This is a genomic window from Streptomyces sp. V3I8 (genome assembly GCF_030817535.1).
Classification (GTDB): domain Bacteria; phylum Actinomycetota; class Actinomycetes; order Streptomycetales; family Streptomycetaceae; genus Streptomyces.
Window position 1 is genome coordinate 5,912,273 of the sequence record NZ_JAUSZL010000002.1, and the last position, 15,782, is coordinate 5,928,054.

At 75.2% G+C, this 15,782-nt stretch carries 8 protein-coding genes; all 8 read right to left on the reverse strand.

Translation table 11 applies throughout. The features are described 5' to 3' along the window. Positions 1 to 874: 874 nt before the first annotated feature. Positions 875 to 2,557, reverse strand: coding sequence for a GAF domain-containing protein (locus tag QFZ75_RS26255; RefSeq protein ID WP_307540705.1), 1,683 nt, complete (start codon positions 2,555 to 2,557; stop codon positions 875 to 877). 49 nt (positions 2,558 to 2,606) lie between these two features. After that, on the reverse strand, positions 2,607 to 3,644 hold the full coding sequence (locus tag QFZ75_RS26260; RefSeq protein ID WP_307540707.1) for a rod shape-determining protein: 1,038 nt from the start codon (positions 3,642 to 3,644) through the stop codon (positions 2,607 to 2,609). A gap of 174 nt (positions 3,645 to 3,818) precedes the next feature. Next, positions 3,819 to 8,837 (reverse strand): SAV_2336 N-terminal domain-related protein, encoded by a 5,019-nt coding sequence (locus QFZ75_RS26265; RefSeq protein WP_307540709.1) that lies wholly within the window; start codon positions 8,835 to 8,837, stop codon positions 3,819 to 3,821. Continuing rightward, positions 8,827 to 9,939: a MoxR family ATPase gene (locus QFZ75_RS26270; protein WP_307540711.1), complete on the reverse strand. Its 1,113-nt coding sequence runs from the start codon at positions 9,937 to 9,939 to the stop codon at positions 8,827 to 8,829. The genes QFZ75_RS26265 and QFZ75_RS26270 overlap by 11 nt, the downstream gene beginning before the upstream one ends. Before the next feature lie 72 nt (positions 9,940 to 10,011). After that, positions 10,012 to 11,895, reverse strand: a complete 1,884-nt coding sequence (locus tag QFZ75_RS26275) for a trypsin-like peptidase domain-containing protein (protein ID WP_307540713.1) — start codon at positions 11,893 to 11,895, stop codon at positions 10,012 to 10,014. Beyond that, positions 11,892 to 12,245, reverse strand: a complete 354-nt coding sequence (locus QFZ75_RS26280; RefSeq protein WP_307544791.1) for a CU044_2847 family protein — start codon at positions 12,243 to 12,245, stop codon at positions 11,892 to 11,894. The genes QFZ75_RS26275 and QFZ75_RS26280 overlap by 4 nt, the downstream gene beginning before the upstream one ends. 362 nt (positions 12,246 to 12,607) lie before the next feature. Next, a complete protein-coding gene (locus QFZ75_RS26285) occupies positions 12,608 to 14,179 on the reverse strand; it encodes a carboxyl transferase domain-containing protein (protein WP_307540715.1) in 1,572 nt (523 codons plus the stop codon). Further along, entirely contained in the window at positions 14,172 to 15,737 is a 1,566-nt protein-coding gene (locus tag QFZ75_RS26290; RefSeq protein WP_307540717.1) for an acyl-CoA synthetase, read from the reverse strand. The genes QFZ75_RS26285 and QFZ75_RS26290 overlap by 8 nt, the downstream gene beginning before the upstream one ends. Between the last annotated feature and the right edge of the window lie 45 nt (positions 15,738 to 15,782).

Consider the following 15,782-nt stretch of genomic DNA (forward strand, 5'->3'; position numbering starts at 1 on the left):
GGTCCGAGGCGCGTGGCCGGGCCGGCGCTTCGCGCGGTGTGGCGCCGGGTCCTTCGCCCAGGACTGCGGTGATCCGGCGCGCTTCGGCCCGGTGCGGGCCCGCGGCCCCCGCGTGACCGGGGGTGCGCCGGTGGCCGGTCGTGGTCGCGAACCGTGCCGCGCCGACGGGTGCCGGGCGCACGGACACGGGCGTGATGCCGAGGCTCCGCACCCGGGCGCGGAGGAGCGTCCGCACCCGGCGCTCCTCCTCGTTCGCCGCCGCGTACGGGCCGTCCGGGAGTTCCCTGACCGAGGAACTCATGTCCTCCACCCACGCTTTCGTCGGTGCGTCCCGTGCGGCGCCCCGGCCGCCGACCGCATCCCACAGCGTAGCGGCAAAGGCACGCGGGGTGACGGCCCGTGGGTGGATGCGCCGGAATCGGTGCTCCGCTCTTCCCGTGACGAGAACGCGCGGAGCGGTCCGTACGAGGACATGCCCGGTTCGGGGTGCGGACACGGGGCGCCCGCGGTGGCACGCCGGTCGGTGCCCGGCCGCCGCCGCGCGGGCAACGGCGGCCGGGGCGCGAGGGACCGGGGCTCCCCCTGTGTCGGGCCCTCGCGAGGTGCCCTCCTGGCGGTACGAGACGGCGGGAGTCGCCTCGTCGGGCATGCCGGAGGGCGGAGGCCGGAGCTGCGTTGTCGGTGATGCGGCTCCGGCCGGCCTGGGAGGTTCAGCCATGGCTCGAGGGCCGGGAGCCTGCGGCGCGGGCAGCAGCCCGGCGTCACCTGATCCGAGGTTAGGGGGAAACCGCGGCGAGCGGAAGGCGGAGCCCGGTCACGGCGGCCCGGTCACGGCGGCCCGGCCGCGGCGGCCCGGCCGCGGCGGCCCGGTCCCTCAGAGGGGGAACTGCCATGTCGCCGTGGGTGCCTGTCCGTCGGCCCCGTTCTCGCCCTCGTCCCCGGTCCCGGCCCCGTCCTCGTCCCCGGCCCCGGTCCCGGCCCCGGCTTCGGTCCCGTCCGTGTCGCCGTTCGTGGACACCGTCAGGCGTACCGCGGGGCGGCCGTCCGGGAGCGTCGCCGTCGCGTCCACCGTGACGGCGATACGGGTCGTGCCGGCGCGGCGGGACGCGGCGGCCAGGGCGCCGCGCAGGGCGGTGAGGAGGTGTCCCGCCACCGGGTCCGGGACACGGGCGTCGACGGGCCCGGTGAAGTGGACCGAAGGCTGGACGCCGAGGACCGCCCCCGCACCCGACGTCTCACGAAGCACCTTGCCCCGGAAGGTCGTCGGGGCGTCGGCGGGCGGCTGCTGCAGGGCGAAGATCGCCGTACGGACCTCCTGGACGGTGGACCTCAGTTCCTCGACGGCCCGGCCGAGGGTCGCGTGGACGTCGGCGTCCCGCGCCTCCGCGGCCGTACGCCGCTGCGTGGACTCCAGCATCATGCCGGTGGCGAACAGCCGCTGGACGACCAGGTCGTGCAGGTCGCGCGCGATCCGGTCGCGGTCCTCGAAGACGGCCAGCCGCTCCCGGCGCTGCCGCGCGTCCGCCAGCACCAGCGCCAGCGCGGCCTGCGAGGCGAACTGCGTGGCCAGCAGCTTCTCCGCCGGGCTGTACTGCGGGTCGCCGCGCCGGCGGGGCAGGGCCAGGGTGCCGATGAGCCGGCCCTCGGCCTGCAGCGGCAGCATCATGCTGGGCCCGAACCGGTGCCGTACGGGGGTCGTCATGCGGGCGTCGGTCGCCGAGTCGTCCAGGAACACCGGCTCACCGCCCAGCAGTTGCTCCAGGACCGCGCTGCCCGGCGCGATCGTCGTACCGACCAGGCCCGCCGCGCCGGCCGGCGCCGACGCCGTGACGATCTCCATGCCCCCCTCGTCCGTGGGCTGCAGGATCACCCCGGCCGACGCGTCGGCCAGCACACGGGCGCGCTCGGCGACCGTCATCAGCGCGTCGGCCGCCGCCTCGCCGGTGAGCAGCGCCGTCGTCACGGCGGCCGCACCCTCGATCCAGCGCTCCCGCCGCCGCGCGGTCTCGTACAGGCGGGCGTTGCCGATCGCGATGCCGGCCTGGGCGGCCAGCAGGCGCACCACCTGCTCGTCCTCGGCGGTGAAGGGGCCGCCGCGCTTCTCGGTGAGGTAGAGGTTGCCGTACACCTCGTCCTCCACGAACAGCGGTACGCCGAGGAAGCCGCGCATCCGCGGGTGCCCGGGCGGTACGCCGCACGAACGCGGGTCGGCGGTCAGGTCGGTGAGCCTGAGCGGCGCCCGCTCATGGACGACGGCGCCGAGCACGCCCCGGCGTCCGCTGGGCGGCCGGCCGATCCGGGCCCGGTCGGCCTCCGGCAGGCCGGTCGTGCAGAACTCCGCCAGACCGCCGTCGTCACCCGGGGCGAGCACCCCGAGCGCCGCGTACCGGGCGCCGGTCAGCGCGGCCGCGTTCTCCACGATGCGCTGCAGCGTGCCGCGCAGTTCGAGGTCGCTCCCGACGCCCAGGACGGCTTCGAGGAGACGGGGGAGAGGGAGGGCGGCGGGCGGCGGGGAGGGCGTGGGGTCTTCGGGGGCCGGTTCCGTGGGCTGCGTCATCTGCGGCGGCGGGGTGGAGGCGCTGCGTCCGCGGTTGCCTGCGCGGCGCTCAGCCGGCCGCCGGACTGAGGACCAGCGGTTCGATCCTGCCCTCCAGCATGGCGCCCAGACCGAGGACCGCGCACACGTCGGGCCGTTCGGCGATGTGCACCGGCATGCCCGTCGCCTGCCGCAGCATCTGGTCGAGGCCCGGCAGCAGGGCGCTGCCGCCGACCATCATGATCCCGCGGTCGGCGAGGTCGGCCACCAGGTCCGGCGGGCAGACCCGCAGCACCTTGCCGATGCCGTCGAGCACCGCCGTCAGCGGGGTCTGGATGGCGTCGCGCACGGCGGCCGTGTCGACCTGCACGGAGCGGGCCAGGCCGGTGGCCACGTCCCTGCCGTGGATCTCCGTGGAGGCGGGGCCCTGCGAGGTGAGACCGTTCCCGGAGAGGGCCAGCTGCAGGGGGCGGACGGACTGCGAGGGCAGCATCAGCTCGTGGTGGTGGCGCAGGTGCTGGACGATCGCGTGGTCGATGGCCTCGCCGCCCACGGGGATGCGCTCGGCCGTGACGATCGAGCCGAGCGACAGCACGGCGACCTGGGTCGCGGCGGCCCCGCACACCATGACCATGGTGGCCTCGGGGCGCTCCACGGGAAGCCCGCAGCCGACACCGGCGGCGATGAGCGTGTCGACCAGCTCGACGCGCCGCGCGCCGAGACCCACGAGCGTCTCTGTGGTCGCCCGCTGGGCCAGCGGGTCGGAGCCGTGCGGGGTGCAGGCGGCGGCCCGCAGCAGCGGCTTGCGGCGCAGGGTGCGGCGGACCTTGTCGCCGAGGAGCTGACGCAGCATGCGCTGGGCCATCTCGATGTCGACGACCGTGCCGCCGGAGACGGGGCGTACGACGCGGATGTAGTCGGGGGTGCGGCCCGTCATCTTCTCGGCGAACTCACCGACCGCGATCAGTGCGCCGGTCCTGGTGTTCACGGCGGCGACGCTGGGCTGGTCGACGATCAGCCCGGCCCCCTTCACGTAGACGCGGGTGCGTGCCGCGCCCAGGTCGACGGCGAAGTGGCAGCGGCGCAACTGCTCCAGACTGGCGGTCATGGCGGATCCTCCCGAGAGCGCGGACCTGGGACTCCACCGGACGGCGGTCCTCCCTACGCATGGTGCGGGACCTGACGGGGCGTCGCCTTTCGGGGTGGGCCGGGCGGGGTGCCGCTGGACGGGTGGTCTTCCGTGCCGGCCGGCACGGAAGACCACCCGTCCAGCGGGAGCGGCTCAGGTGTTGGGCAGGGCCTGGAGCAGCGGTGCCCAGGACGCCGTGGTCAGTTCGCAGCCCGCGCGGACCAGGCGCTGCCGGTGCGGCTCGGAGCGGGTGTAGCCGAGGAAGCGCAGCCCGAGGGCCTTCGCCGCGGTCAGCTCGGCGACCGACGAGCCGACCATGACGGCGTCCTTCGGTGTCGCCCCGAGGTGCTCCAGGGCGCGCAGGAGGCAGTCGGGGTCCGGCATCAGCCGGGTCAGGTCGTTCGCGCGGCCGTGCACACCGCCGGTGACCAGGCCGGTCAGCCTGCCGTGTGCCTGGAGGTACTTCCAGACGGCGCTCGGCGCGTTGTCCGCGACGACGGCCGTGCGCCGCCCGAGCGAGTCGAGCGTCGTGATCAGGGCGTCCGAGAACGGCGTGGCCGCGGCGGCCGACACCGCCCGCTCCTCGATCCGGTTGAGCCGCCGCCGCAGATCGCCGCCCAGCGGATGGCCGGCGAAGGCCCGCAGCAGGTCGAGGGGGTTGACGCGTCCCTCCAGCGGTGGCGCGGGCGCGCCCTCCGCGGCCGCCTGCGCGGTCAGCGGCTCGCCGCTCAGCGCGTCCTGCGGGTTCCGCAGCTCGGCGAGCAGCGCGGTGAGTTCCCGGGTGGCCTGCCGCTCGGCGTCACCCGTGTAGAGGCGGACGAGCGGCCCGTCGAAGCCGATCAGGACGCAGGGGGCCCGCACCAGGAAGGTGGCCGACCCGTCGGGGGGCGGGGCGGTCGTACGGCGTATCCGGGCCGTCTGACGGGACAGGAGGGCGGGCTGCAGATCATGCTGCGCGGTGGGCGCGTGGTCGGACAGTCGGACGGGTTGCGGTTCCGCCCCGGGCGTGAGGCGTACCGAGCACGCCACCGAGAGGCCCGGCACCGGCCAGCCGGGCGCCCCGTCGCGCAGCACGTCGTGCACCGCGTGCTGCGCCGCTCCCGCCCGCTGGAGCGGATGGCGGCGGGTGACGCGGCGCGCCTCCCGCAGCAGGTGGTCGAGGAGCCGCGCGGAGACCCCGGTCGTCCCGCCGCGTACGAACTCCACCGGGTCGTCGACGTGCCAGGACAGCTCGGCGGACGCGGTGAACGTCCCGCCGCGCGAGGCCGGCAGGGAGAGCTCGTGGGAGGCCCGGTGCGTGGTGAGGTCGACCTCGTGGTACGTGATGCGGGACCCCGAAGCGGGCGTATCGGCGAACGCCTCGGGGTCGAAGAGGGCCGGCGGCCCGTCGGAGGGCTGGACGACCACCGCGGTACGCCCGGGTTCGGGGAGGCGGATCGATCCGGCGCGGCGCGTGCTGAACGGGCCGCGCACCAGGTCGCGCGGCACGGACCCGGGCTCGGGGGCGGGCACCCGGTCCGGGATCTCCAGCCGGCGGTACCAGGCGAGGGGCGGCCCGTCGCCCGGCCCGGTGTGCAGGGGCCGGAAGCCGGCCGGGCCGGCCGGCAGGTCGCCGGCCGTCAGTTCCTCGTACAGGACCGGGGAGAGGACGACCGCGATGTCGGACCGTTCCAGGGCGGCCGGGAGGGGGACGCGGGGAGGGCGCGCGGTGTGCCAGAACGTCAGCCGGACCCTGGGCGGGTCCGGCGTCTCCAGGAGGATGTCGGGCAGATCGCGCAGCGTCGCGTTCAGCACGCCCAGGACGGACGTCCCCGGCGCCGTGAACACGAGGTAGCCGTCGTCGACGGCGTTCATGTCGTACTGGTCGGAGGTCAGGCCGCCCAGCGAGAGCAGCCAGGTGAGGGTGTGGGAGAGGGTGCTGTGGGCGCCGCGGTGGTCACCGGGGTCCGTGCACTCCATGGTGATGGCGGGACGGTTGTCGTCCGGGACGGCGCGCAGCTCGCGGTAGAGCTGCAGCAGGGTGGGGTCCGGCTCGTTGAACCGCCGGTCCTGGAGCGCCTCGTAGGTCTCGTACGACTCGACGGCCTCGGCGGTACGGCCCTGGGCCTTGAGGGCGAGGATGTGCAGGCGCCGGAAGTCCTCGCGCTCGGGGTGCGAGCGGAGCAGCTCGCCGAGATCGGTGGCGGCCCGCTCGAACCGGCCGCTCTCCAGGTCGAGTTCGGCGCGGGTGGCGCAGAGGGTGAGGCGCAGGGCGCGCAGCCGGGTGCGGGTCGCCTGGGCGGCGGGGCCCGGAACGCCGTCGAGGGGGTCGCCGTACCAGAGGTCGAGCGCGCCCTGGACGGCCTCGCGGGCCGCTGCCGGGCTGCCGTCCTCGCGGTACGCCTCGGCCTTCGCGACGAGCTCCTTGCACTGCTCCAGGTCCACGGTGCGCAGGCCCGCGTGCAGGGCGTACCCGTACGCGGTGGTGGCGAGCAGCCCGGGGCCCAGGGTGCGGCGCAGGGCGGAGGCGTACGTGGCCAGGAGGCGTTCGGGGTGCCGCGGAGGGCGGTCGCCCCACAGCCCCTCGGTCAGCTCGTCGTACGTCACGGGCCGGCCGTTGCGCAGGAGGAGCAGGCAGAGCAGGGCCTGCTCCTCGGGCGAGTGGACGGGCGAGTGGACGGATGAGGGGACGGACGAGGGGACGGACGAGGGGACGGGGGAAGGAGCGGGTGAGGGGACGGGCCGTCGGGCGGACGGCCGGGGGAGGCCGCCCTGCCGGACGCGTACGGGGCCGAGCAGGCGGTAGTGGGGCCGGTCCGCCGCGACCGCCTCGGCCATCGCGCCGAAGGCGGGGCTCAGGCACAGGTCCTTGCCGCGGCGCCGGGTCCGCGGGTCCGGTGAGAGCAGGCAGGTGAGGGCGTCGGTGATGCGTTCCCGGTGCTCGGGCGCGATGCCGGGCAGGCTGTCGGAGGTCCCGCCTCCGGCCAGTTCCCGGAGCATGAGCCCGAGAGCGTGGAGGTCCTTGAGGTCCGCCGGCTCGTTCGGGCCCCGGTCCTGGTCCTGGTCCCGGTCCTGGTCCCGGTCCAGCGGGAAGCCGCTGATCCTGACGGTTCCGTCCGCGCCCAGGAGGAGGTGGCCGGGTGCGAGGTGCCCGTGCGACACGCCGCGCGTGTGCAGCGCCTCAAGACCTTGCGCGGCCTGGTGGACCAGAGGCGCCAGCAGGGCGAAGGGCAGCCGGAAACCGCCCTCGGCCGTGAGGTCGGCCAGGCTGACGCCCTCCACGAACTCCGTGACCAGGTACGCCGTCCGCTCCTGCGTGCCGTAGTCGTGCACGGCGATCACGTTCGGGTGCCGCACGCCCGCGAGGGCCCGTGCGGCCTCCAGGAACCCCTGCCGCCGTTCCGGATCGACGCGGTACCGGTGCACCGCGACGGTCCGGCCGGTCCGGGTGTCCTCGGCCCGCATCAGGTGCCCGCCCCGGCCCAGGCGCCGTGACAGGCGGTACCTGCCGAGCACGAGTCCGGTGCCGGCGCGCTCCGGCGGGGTTCCGCCCAGCCGTCGTACGCTCTCCTCGCGCACCGCGGCGAACGGTTCGCCGTCGGCCGTGGCGTTCCCGGGCCCCGGCACCGAGACGCGGAACTCACCGGCGGCCACTCCGGCGCGTACGTCGATCAACGCTCCGATCCTGGAAAGGAGTTCGGAGGTCCTGCCATATGCGGTGCGGGGCAGCGTGCGCAGCAGCAGCTCCCGTACGCCGGGCCGGAAGGCGTACGAGCCGGCCGCACCCGGGACCGCGGTCAGCGCGCCGCTGAGGATCACCTCGGCCAGGTGCTGCGGCCGGGGGTTCTTCTCGATCGCCGCGTGGACGAGCCGCATCACCGGCAACTCCGCCGGCCCCACCGCCAGATGACCGGCCAGCCGGAAGGCCTCGGGGGAGGCGAGCGAGCGGAACCGCAGCAGGAGCTCCTCGGGGGAGAGCCGCTCGACGTCGCCGCGGCCCCGCTCGTCGACCGGCGCGACCGGCGGGGCGGCGCCCAGCAGGCCCACCGCGCCCGGCAGCCGCCCGCCGCCCGCCACCAGCGACGACCAGTTCGCCAGCCAGGCCGGCGAGGCCTCGAGCACCGGGAGCGGGAGCGGGACCGGCAGCATGCCGTGCGGCCTGCTGCCGGGCGCGCCGAGTGCGTCGAGCGCGTACGAGTCCACGGTGTACGCCGCGTTGGGCGCCGCGGGGCCCGGTGCGGCGATCCGGGCCGTGGTGGCCGGCAGGGCGGTGGTGCGCCACAGGCGTTCCGGCAGCGGCTGGACCAGGGCGACCGGCATGCTCGCCGACCAGCGGCGCAGGGTGGCGTACCAGCGGGTGCCCGCCGGGCCGTCCCGCCACTGCGGGCCCATGCAGTCGCTGATCAGGAGCGTGACCGTGCGGCCGTCGGCGAACGACTCCTGCGAGCCGGGACGGCGGACCGTGCCGTCGGTCTCCAGGCGGTGCAGTTCCACCGTGCGGAAGACGCCCGACTGGGCCAGGACCGCGTGCAGTTCGCGGACGAGCGGACGCCAGACGGGCATGGTCGGGCCGGTGTCGTGCACGAGGTGGAGCGTCAGCCAGCGCTCCCTCTGCGGGCGCAGCACGGGCAGCCAGGACCGGGGGGCCGCGCCCAGGCGGGCGATGCGCTGTGCTGTCGCCGCCTCGTCCAGTTCCCGGCCGACGGGAGCGGGGACGCTCCGCTTCAGGGGGCGCAGGGCGCGCTGGAGCGCGAGGGGGTGGGGGAGCATCGGCGGGACCGGGGCCAGGAGGGAGGTGTAGGTGCCTGCGCCTTTGCCTGTACCTGTGCCTGTGTCTTTGCCGGTGGTGGGTTTCCGTCCGGCGGGGAGGCGGAGGGGGACGCGGGTGTCCGTCGGTGCGGGGGGCGGGTCGGCGGGGCCGGTCGGATCGACGGAGTCGCGGGTGCCGGGGGCGCGGAGGGTGCCGGGGCCGGGCTGTGGGCCGGCTACGGGCCGGTGGGGGCTCGTCGCCGGGTTCCCCGCGTCCTCGGGAACGGTGGGGTGGCCCGGGTCCGTACGGGGGGCGGGCGCCGGCAAGTGCCGGGACAGCCAGAGGAGTTCGGCCAGTTCCACCGGGGTCGGGGGGCGGCCGTCGCCGGCCCGGACCAGCAGTTCGGCCAGGTGGGCGACGCCCGTGGAGGCGTCAGAACTCATCCGGTTCCTCTCCCGTGCGGCTCAGGTACGGCATCAGCTGCTCGGCCAGTTCGTCGCGCGACGACGCGTCGATGCCCGCCACTCCCGTGAGGTAGATCGCGTTGAGCAACTGGTCCGTGGCGAGCTCGCCCCCGGTTCCGCGGTCGAGGAACCGGGCGATCAACTCGCGGGCGTACGCGTCCGGTTCGCCCAGGTGGGCACGGACGATGTGCTCCAGGTGGTCGGCGCGCGGCTGGTGCAGTTCGAGGCGGACGCAGCGCCGGAGGAAGGCGGGCGGGAACTCCCGTTCCCCGTTGCTGGTGAGGACCACGAAGGGGAAGGCCCGGCAGCGGACCCGGCCGCGCGCGACCTCGACCCGTTCGTCCGTGCCGTCGATCATGACCTCGGCGGCCGGGGTGTGCCGGGCCGAACGGACCAGCTCGGGGATCTCGTACTGGCCCTCCTCCAGGATGTTGAGCAGGTCGTTCGGCAGATCCAGGTCGCTCTTGTCGATCTCGTCGATCAGCAGTGCGCGCGGGCGGCCGTACGGGAGGAGGGCCGTGCCGAGTGGGCCGAGCCGCAGGTGGTCCTGCAGCTCGCTGTCGGCGGCGAGTCCGCTGCCGGTCGGGAGACCGTGGCCGGTCGGGAGACCGTGGCCGGTCGGGAGACCGTGGCCGGGTGAGGGCTTGGGATCCGGCCGGGTCTCGCCGTCGGGGCGGACGTCGCGCGCGGCCGCGTACAGGCGGGACAGCGGGTCGTACTGGTACAGCCCGTCGTGCAGGGTGGTGCGGCTCGTGATGTTCCAGCGCAGGACCGGGCCCAGCCGCAGCTCCCGCGCGACCGCGTACGCCAGGCTCGACTTGCCGCTGCCCGGCGGTCCCGTCACGAGGAGGGGCCGGCGCAGGTAGAGGGCTGCGTTGACGAGCTGCACGGCGCGGTCCGTGGCGCGGTAGGTGCGGGCGCGGTGCCGGCGGTCCGGGGACGTGGCCGAGGTGTCGTCGGCCTCGGCGGGCGTCGCCAGCTCCGGGCCGCCGTCGAAGTCGCGCCAGGGCGGTGGCGCGGGCAGCTCGGCGATGCCGTCGTGGGGCTCGCTCGAACCCGTGTAGACGGGCCACAGGGACATGGTCTCTCCGAACGTGTTCCGGTGTGCGGTCCGGCGGCTTCGGTACGGCCCCGGTAGGGTCGGGGCGGTGGTTCAGCCGACCGGGTTGTGCAGGTAACCGACGGGGTCAGGCAGGCATTCGGGGTCCTCCCACAGCAGAGCCAGGTCGTACGCCCAGTGCGGTTCCGTGGCGTCCGAGGCGTACGCCGACTCGCGCAACTCGTGTACGTGATAAGGAAGTTCGCGGGCCGACAGGCCCGCGAGGTGTTCGGTCAGCCGGTCCAGGAACGCCGAACCCCGGCAGTCCTGCGACGCCCCGCACCGGTGCTCGCCCCGGCAGCCGGTGCGCGGCCACAGCATCACCGGCACCGCCGCGTTCAGGCTCGCCTGGAACAGCCGCCGCACACCGTCCGCGCGCGGCGGCGTACCGAAGCCCACCATGTCGGCGTCGCGGCGCAGCCCGATGGTCAGTTTCACCTGGTCCTGGCCGACGGACCAGCAGTCGATGCGGTGCAGCCGCGGCGCGGGCCGCGCGTCCAGGTACTGCCACTTCTGGCGCAGCTTGTGCTGCAGGCCGCCGCTGCGCCGCCGTTCCAGGTCCATCACGACGAGCGGGGCGAAGGAGCCGAGCGGGCTGTCGTCGTCGGCGCTGCGCTTCCAGTGCGCCACGTCCGCGTTGAGCCAGCGCCTCGGCAGCACGAAGGCGAGCAGCTCCCGGGCTCCGGGTTCGAGCTCGTGGTACGCCTCGTCGATCCGCTCCAGCGCGTAGGGGCGTACGCGCTCGACGGGGAGGCGGCGGGAGCCCACCACGCGCCGGTGCCCGTTGTTGTACGCGGAGACCTCGACGAGGAAGTGGTGGTCGCCGGACCCGCTCTGGGCGATCTCCACGAGGATGGGGGACCAGGCGGCGGCCCGGTCCTGTGGTGCCCCGTGCCGGACCGCGGCTGTGGTGGCGGCCGCGTTCGTGGCTGCGGTCGCGGTCGCGGTCGCGGACATGGAGGTGGAGGCGGCTGTGGTCGTGGCCGGTGCCATGGGCCAGGCGCGCAGGGCCGTGCGCATGGGGCGGTCGTCGACGAAGTCGGCGAGGCGCTGGGTGAAGCGGGTGGCGGCGGTGGGGTCCGGGACCTCGGAGAGGAGGTACCAGGCCGCGTCCCAGAGAGAGGTGAAGCCGTGCGGGAGCGGCGGGCCGAGAGGGCCCACCGCGTCGGAGTACAGCCGCTCCGGGCTGTACCCGGGGGTGGGCCGGTCGCGGAGGGTGCCCGGCCGCGCCCCGGGTGGCCGGGGGTCGCGTTGTCCCGGTTCTTCCGGCCGCTCCGGTTGTTCCAGCCGCTCCAGCAGGTGTCTGAGACGTTCCTTCTGGTGCTGGGTGTGGCCGGGGGTGGGGATCAGGTCCGCCAGGCGGGGCCAGTAGCGGGCCATCACCCGGGCGGGCAGCATGCGGCCGTTGCGGATCTCGGGGCTGCGGGCGGCGGCCGAGACCATGCCGACGACCTGCCCGGTGTCCGCGAGGGCCACCGCGGCGCCGCTGAAGCCCGGCACGAGCGGCTGGCCGTGCGCGGCCCACGCCTCCAGCTGGACCCACTCGCCCGCGATCAACTGGTCGGCCGTCGCCCGGTACTCGGCGAGCGTCCCCTCGTCGTACCGCTTCGGGAAGCCGTACGCGAGGAGCCTTCGCGGGGGGTCGCCGTAGGCGTCGCCGGGTGCCGCGAACTCCGCGGGCTTCATCGGTACCGGCCGGTCCAGCTCCAGTACGGCCAGATCCCCGGGGTCGCTCTCGCGGCCGTCCCAGCCGCCGTGCGCGACCACCCGGGCGGGGACCTCCTCGTAGCCGCCGTGCGCGAAGGACACCGCGACCGTCTCGGTGTCACCGCGCGCGACGACGTGGGCGCAGGTCAGGACGTGCTGCTCGGTGACGAGGAAACCGGCGCCGGTGTCCCGTCCGCAGCTGATTCTCGCGTGCCAGGAAGCGCTGGTCATGAGCGCGGGGCGCCTCCCGGCCGGGCGCCGGGCGACTGCTCCGGCGACCAGGACAGCTTGACCAGGAGATGGCCCTCGACCGCGCTCTTGGCGATCAGCGCCCCCGCCTCCGCGGTGAGTTTCACCCCGAACTCGATCTCCACGGAGTCGGGCCGCAGCGAGCCGTCGCGGAAGACCCGCAGCGCGGACTCGGCGGCCGCCCGTACTCCCTCCAGGGAACCCTCGAACGTGCGGGCCGCCGGGACCGTGCCGTCCGCGCGTGCCACCAGGCGGGAGCCCGACCCGTCCTCGGCCCCCTCGACGACGATCACCGCCCCGTCGTCGGTCTTGAACTCCACCAGTCCGTCCATGCTGTCGGCGAAACCCCCGTAGTCCGTCACCGATGAACACCTTCATTGTCACGGACGGTGCCTGACGCTGTCGCGGTTTCCCCGGGGCGCTCACCCTTTCACTGGCGCAAAACCGCCAGGGCGGCTTTGCGCCGGAGTTCACCGGAGTCCACCGGGGTCCGCCGTCGACGCGGGAGGAGGGCGGACGTTCCGGCGGGGCTCACCCGCCGGAAGGGGACCGACACAGTCCGGCTCGGCGGGCGGGTCCGCGTCGATATGGCCGAAAGCAACGCCCGGCGGCGGCACGCCGAGTGTGCCGCAGCGACACGGACCACGTGTCGCTGCGGGCCCCGGCGCCGGGCGGTGGGTGTCCGGTGTCCCGGCTAGGAGGGGGACGAGGGCCGCACCGGCCGCACGATGCCGCGCACGACACCCAGTTCCACCAGGTCCTGCGGCCGGATGCGGAGTTGGTCGGCCGTGTTCCGCGTCTCCTCCGGGGGCCGTTTGAGGATGGCGGCCGCCAGTTCGGGCGCGATGACCGAGAAGTAACTGTCCGGGGTGGCCCACGTGTTGTCCGGAGCGGCCAGGGCCAGCGCGCCGCCCGAGCCGCCCTCCCCGATGAGCAGCGTGGTGACGGGCGTCCGCGCCGCCGCTACCGCTCCGAACAGGTCCGCGATCGCCGCGCCCGCGCCCTGCCGCTCCGCCTCCGCGTCGTTGGCGGCGCCCGGGGTGTCCACCAGGGTCAGGACGGGGATACGGAGCCGGTCCGCGAGCCGGACCAGCCGGGCGGCGGTGCGGTAGCCGGCGGGGCGCGTGGCGGTGCCGGTCTGGGCGGCGTAGGCGACGGTGCGGCCGTCCCGCGCCCGGGTGCCGACACCGCAGAGCATGCCCTCGTCGGTGCCGCCGCAGCGGTCACCGCTGATCGCCGCGCGGTGATCGAAGTAGGCGTCCAGGTAGGCCTGCGCGCGCGGCCGTCGTGGCGACCGTGCCTGCCGTACGGCCTCCCAGCCGGTGGCGGGCAACTCCGTGACCGGCGGTCCCGTATCCGGCGGTCCTGTGCCCGGCAGCCCCGTATCCGGCAGCCCCGTATCCGACAGTCCGGTATCCGGCAGCTCCGTATCCGGCAGTCCGGTATCCGGCAGCTCCGTATCCGGCAGTCCCGTATCCGGCAGTCCCGTATCCGGCAGTCCGGTATCCGGTAGTCCGGTGTCGCCCAGGGCCGGGGGAGGCGGGGCGGGCTCGGTCGACGGGTCGCCGAGCAGGCGCAGCCAGCGCGCCAGGGTCCCCGGCAGTTCGCGCTCGGGCACCACCGCGTCGATCGCTCCCGCCGCCAGCTGCGATTCGGCCGTGTAGGCGGCCGGGTCCGCGTCGGACGGCCGGACCCGGGAGCCCGCGAAGCCCACCTGCGCACCCGGCAGCGCGAGGATCACGTCGGCACCCGCGCCGAGGGTGGCCCAGCCGCCGCCCGTCGTCGGGTCGCGCAGGACGGCGATCTGGGGGAGGCGGGCGGCCCGGGTGAGGGCCGACTGCCGTGCCACGCGCTGGAGTTGGACCAGTGCGCGCATGCCCTCCTGCATGCGGCTGCCACCCGTCGCGACGAGGGAGACGACCGGGAGCCGGTGTTCACGGGCGTACGTGTACGCGGCCTCCAACCGGTCGCCCGTGCGCTCGCCCAGCGAACCGCCGAGGAAGCCGAACTCGAAGGAGATCAGCACGGCGGTCGTACCGAACCCGGCCGTACCGAACGTGGCCGTACCGCAGACGACGGACTCCTCCTCGCCGGTGCGGTCGGCGGCTCGGGCGCGCGAGGCGTCGTACCCCTGCCAGGACAGGGGGCCGTCCGGCGCGTACGTGCCCTGGGGGACGGGCAGTTCGGTGAATCCGGTGCTGACGAGACCGATCGCCTCGCGGGCGGTGAACCGCCGGGAGTCCTCGGCGCGAGAGTCCTCAGCCATGGGGCAGCGCACGCTTCATGATCTTGCCCATGTCGTTGCGGGGCAGGGCGTCGAGGTAGTGGACGACCCGGGGCCGCTTGTGGGGCGCGAGACGGCCGGCCACGTGGTCCGCCAACTCCGCGAGCCCAGGCGGGGACTTGGCGTCGGCGGGCACGATCCACGCCACGATCCGCTCGCCGAGGTCGGTGTCCGGCTCACCCGTGACCGCGGCCTCCCGCACGGCCGGATGTTCCAGGAGGGCGTTCTCGATCTCGCCCGCCCCGATCTTGTAGCCGCCGCTCTTGATCAGGTCGGTGGCCTTGCGGCCGACGATCCGTACGTACCCGTCGGGGTCGCGCACCGCCATGTCACCGGTGCGGAACCAGCCGTCCCCGGTGAAGGCCGCCGCCGTCGCGTCGGGCCGGTTCAGGTACTCGGTGAAGAGGTTCGGGCCCCGGACCTGGATCTCGCCGACGGTCTCCCCGTCGTACGCCGTCAGGACCGTCGTGCCGTCCTCCTCGGTCAGCCGCAGTTCGACGCCCGGCAGCGGTACGCCGACCGTGCCCGCGCGGGGCTCGCCGTCCGCGCGGACGCTGGTGTTCATCAGCGTCTCCGTCATCCCGTACCGCTCGACGACCCGGCGCCCCGTCGCCTCCGCGATCCGCTCGTGGTCGTGCACGGGCAGGGCCGCCGAACCCGACACGAGGAGCCGCGCCCGCGCCAGCGCCGCGGCGAGCGCCGGGTCGCCGGGCAGGGCCTCCGCGATCCGGTGGTACATCGTCGGGACCCCGAACAGCATCGTCGCGCCGCCGCTCAGCTCCCGGGTCACGCCCGCCGTGTCGAAGCGCCCGAGGTGCGTCACGGATCCGCCGCGGCGCAGCGGGCCGAGGATGCCCAGGATCAGTCCGTGCACGTGGAAGAGGGGCAGGCCGTGCACGAGGACGTCGTCGCCGGTCCACCGCCAGGCGTCCGCGAGGGCGTCCAGGGTGGTGGCGACGGCCCGGCGGGGGATGACGGCGCCCTTCGGGGGGCCGGTGGTGCCGGAGGTGTAGACGACGAGGGCCGGCAGTTCGGACACCTCGGACGGCTCGGACACCTCGGACGGTACGGACAGCTCCGCGGAGGGGTCGGACGCGCCCGGGGCGAGGGGCGCCGCCGGTTCCGTGGCACGTACGTCGACGTCGACCCGCGTCAAGGATGCCAGGACGTCGGGAAGCCGGTCCCCGGGTGCCGCGAGCACCAGTGCCGGCGCGCTGTCCGCCACGATGTGCCCCAGTTCGCCGCCGCCCGACTTCGGGTTGAGCGGAACGGCGGGGACGCCCGCCAGCAGCGCGGCGACCACGGCGACGGCGGTCTCCAGGGTGGGCGTGGCCCAGACGGCGACCCGACCCCCTTCCCCGGCCCGGCCCGTATCCCTCGTCCGGCCCGTCTCCGCGATCCGGGCGGCCAGGGGGGCGGCGGTCGCCGCGAGTTCGCCGTAGGTCAGGGAGCGGTCGCCGAAGCGCAGGGCCGGCCGGTGCGCGGCGGTGCCGTCCGGGTCCGCCAGTGCCGCGGTCAGGGCCGGGAAGAGAGAGGACACGCGTGCGTACTCCTTGGTCGTCGGTCGTGCTCGTCGGGCGCGGTC

Bases quoted from the DNA above. Each gene is read 5' to 3' on its own strand.
- QFZ75_RS26255 (WP_307540705.1), bottom strand. From the start codon at position 2,557: ATGACGCAGCCCACGGAACCGGCCCCCGAAGACCCCACGCCCTCCCCG.
- QFZ75_RS26260 (WP_307540707.1), bottom strand. From the start codon at position 3,644: ATGACCGCCAGTCTGGAGCAGTTGCGCCGCTGCCACTTCGCCGTCGAC.
- QFZ75_RS26265 (WP_307540709.1), bottom strand. From the start codon at position 8,837: ATGAGTTCTGACGCCTCCACGGGCGTCGCCCACCTGGCCGAACTGCTG.
- QFZ75_RS26270 (WP_307540711.1), bottom strand. From the start codon at position 9,939: ATGTCCCTGTGGCCCGTCTACACGGGTTCGAGCGAGCCCCACGACGGC.
- QFZ75_RS26275 (WP_307540713.1), bottom strand. From the start codon at position 11,895: ATGACCAGCGCTTCCTGGCACGCGAGAATCAGCTGCGGACGGGACACC.
- QFZ75_RS26280 (WP_307544791.1), bottom strand. From the start codon at position 12,245: ATGGACGGACTGGTGGAGTTCAAGACCGACGACGGGGCGGTGATCGTC.
- QFZ75_RS26285 (WP_307540715.1), bottom strand. From the start codon at position 14,179: ATGGCTGAGGACTCTCGCGCCGAGGACTCCCGGCGGTTCACCGCCCGC.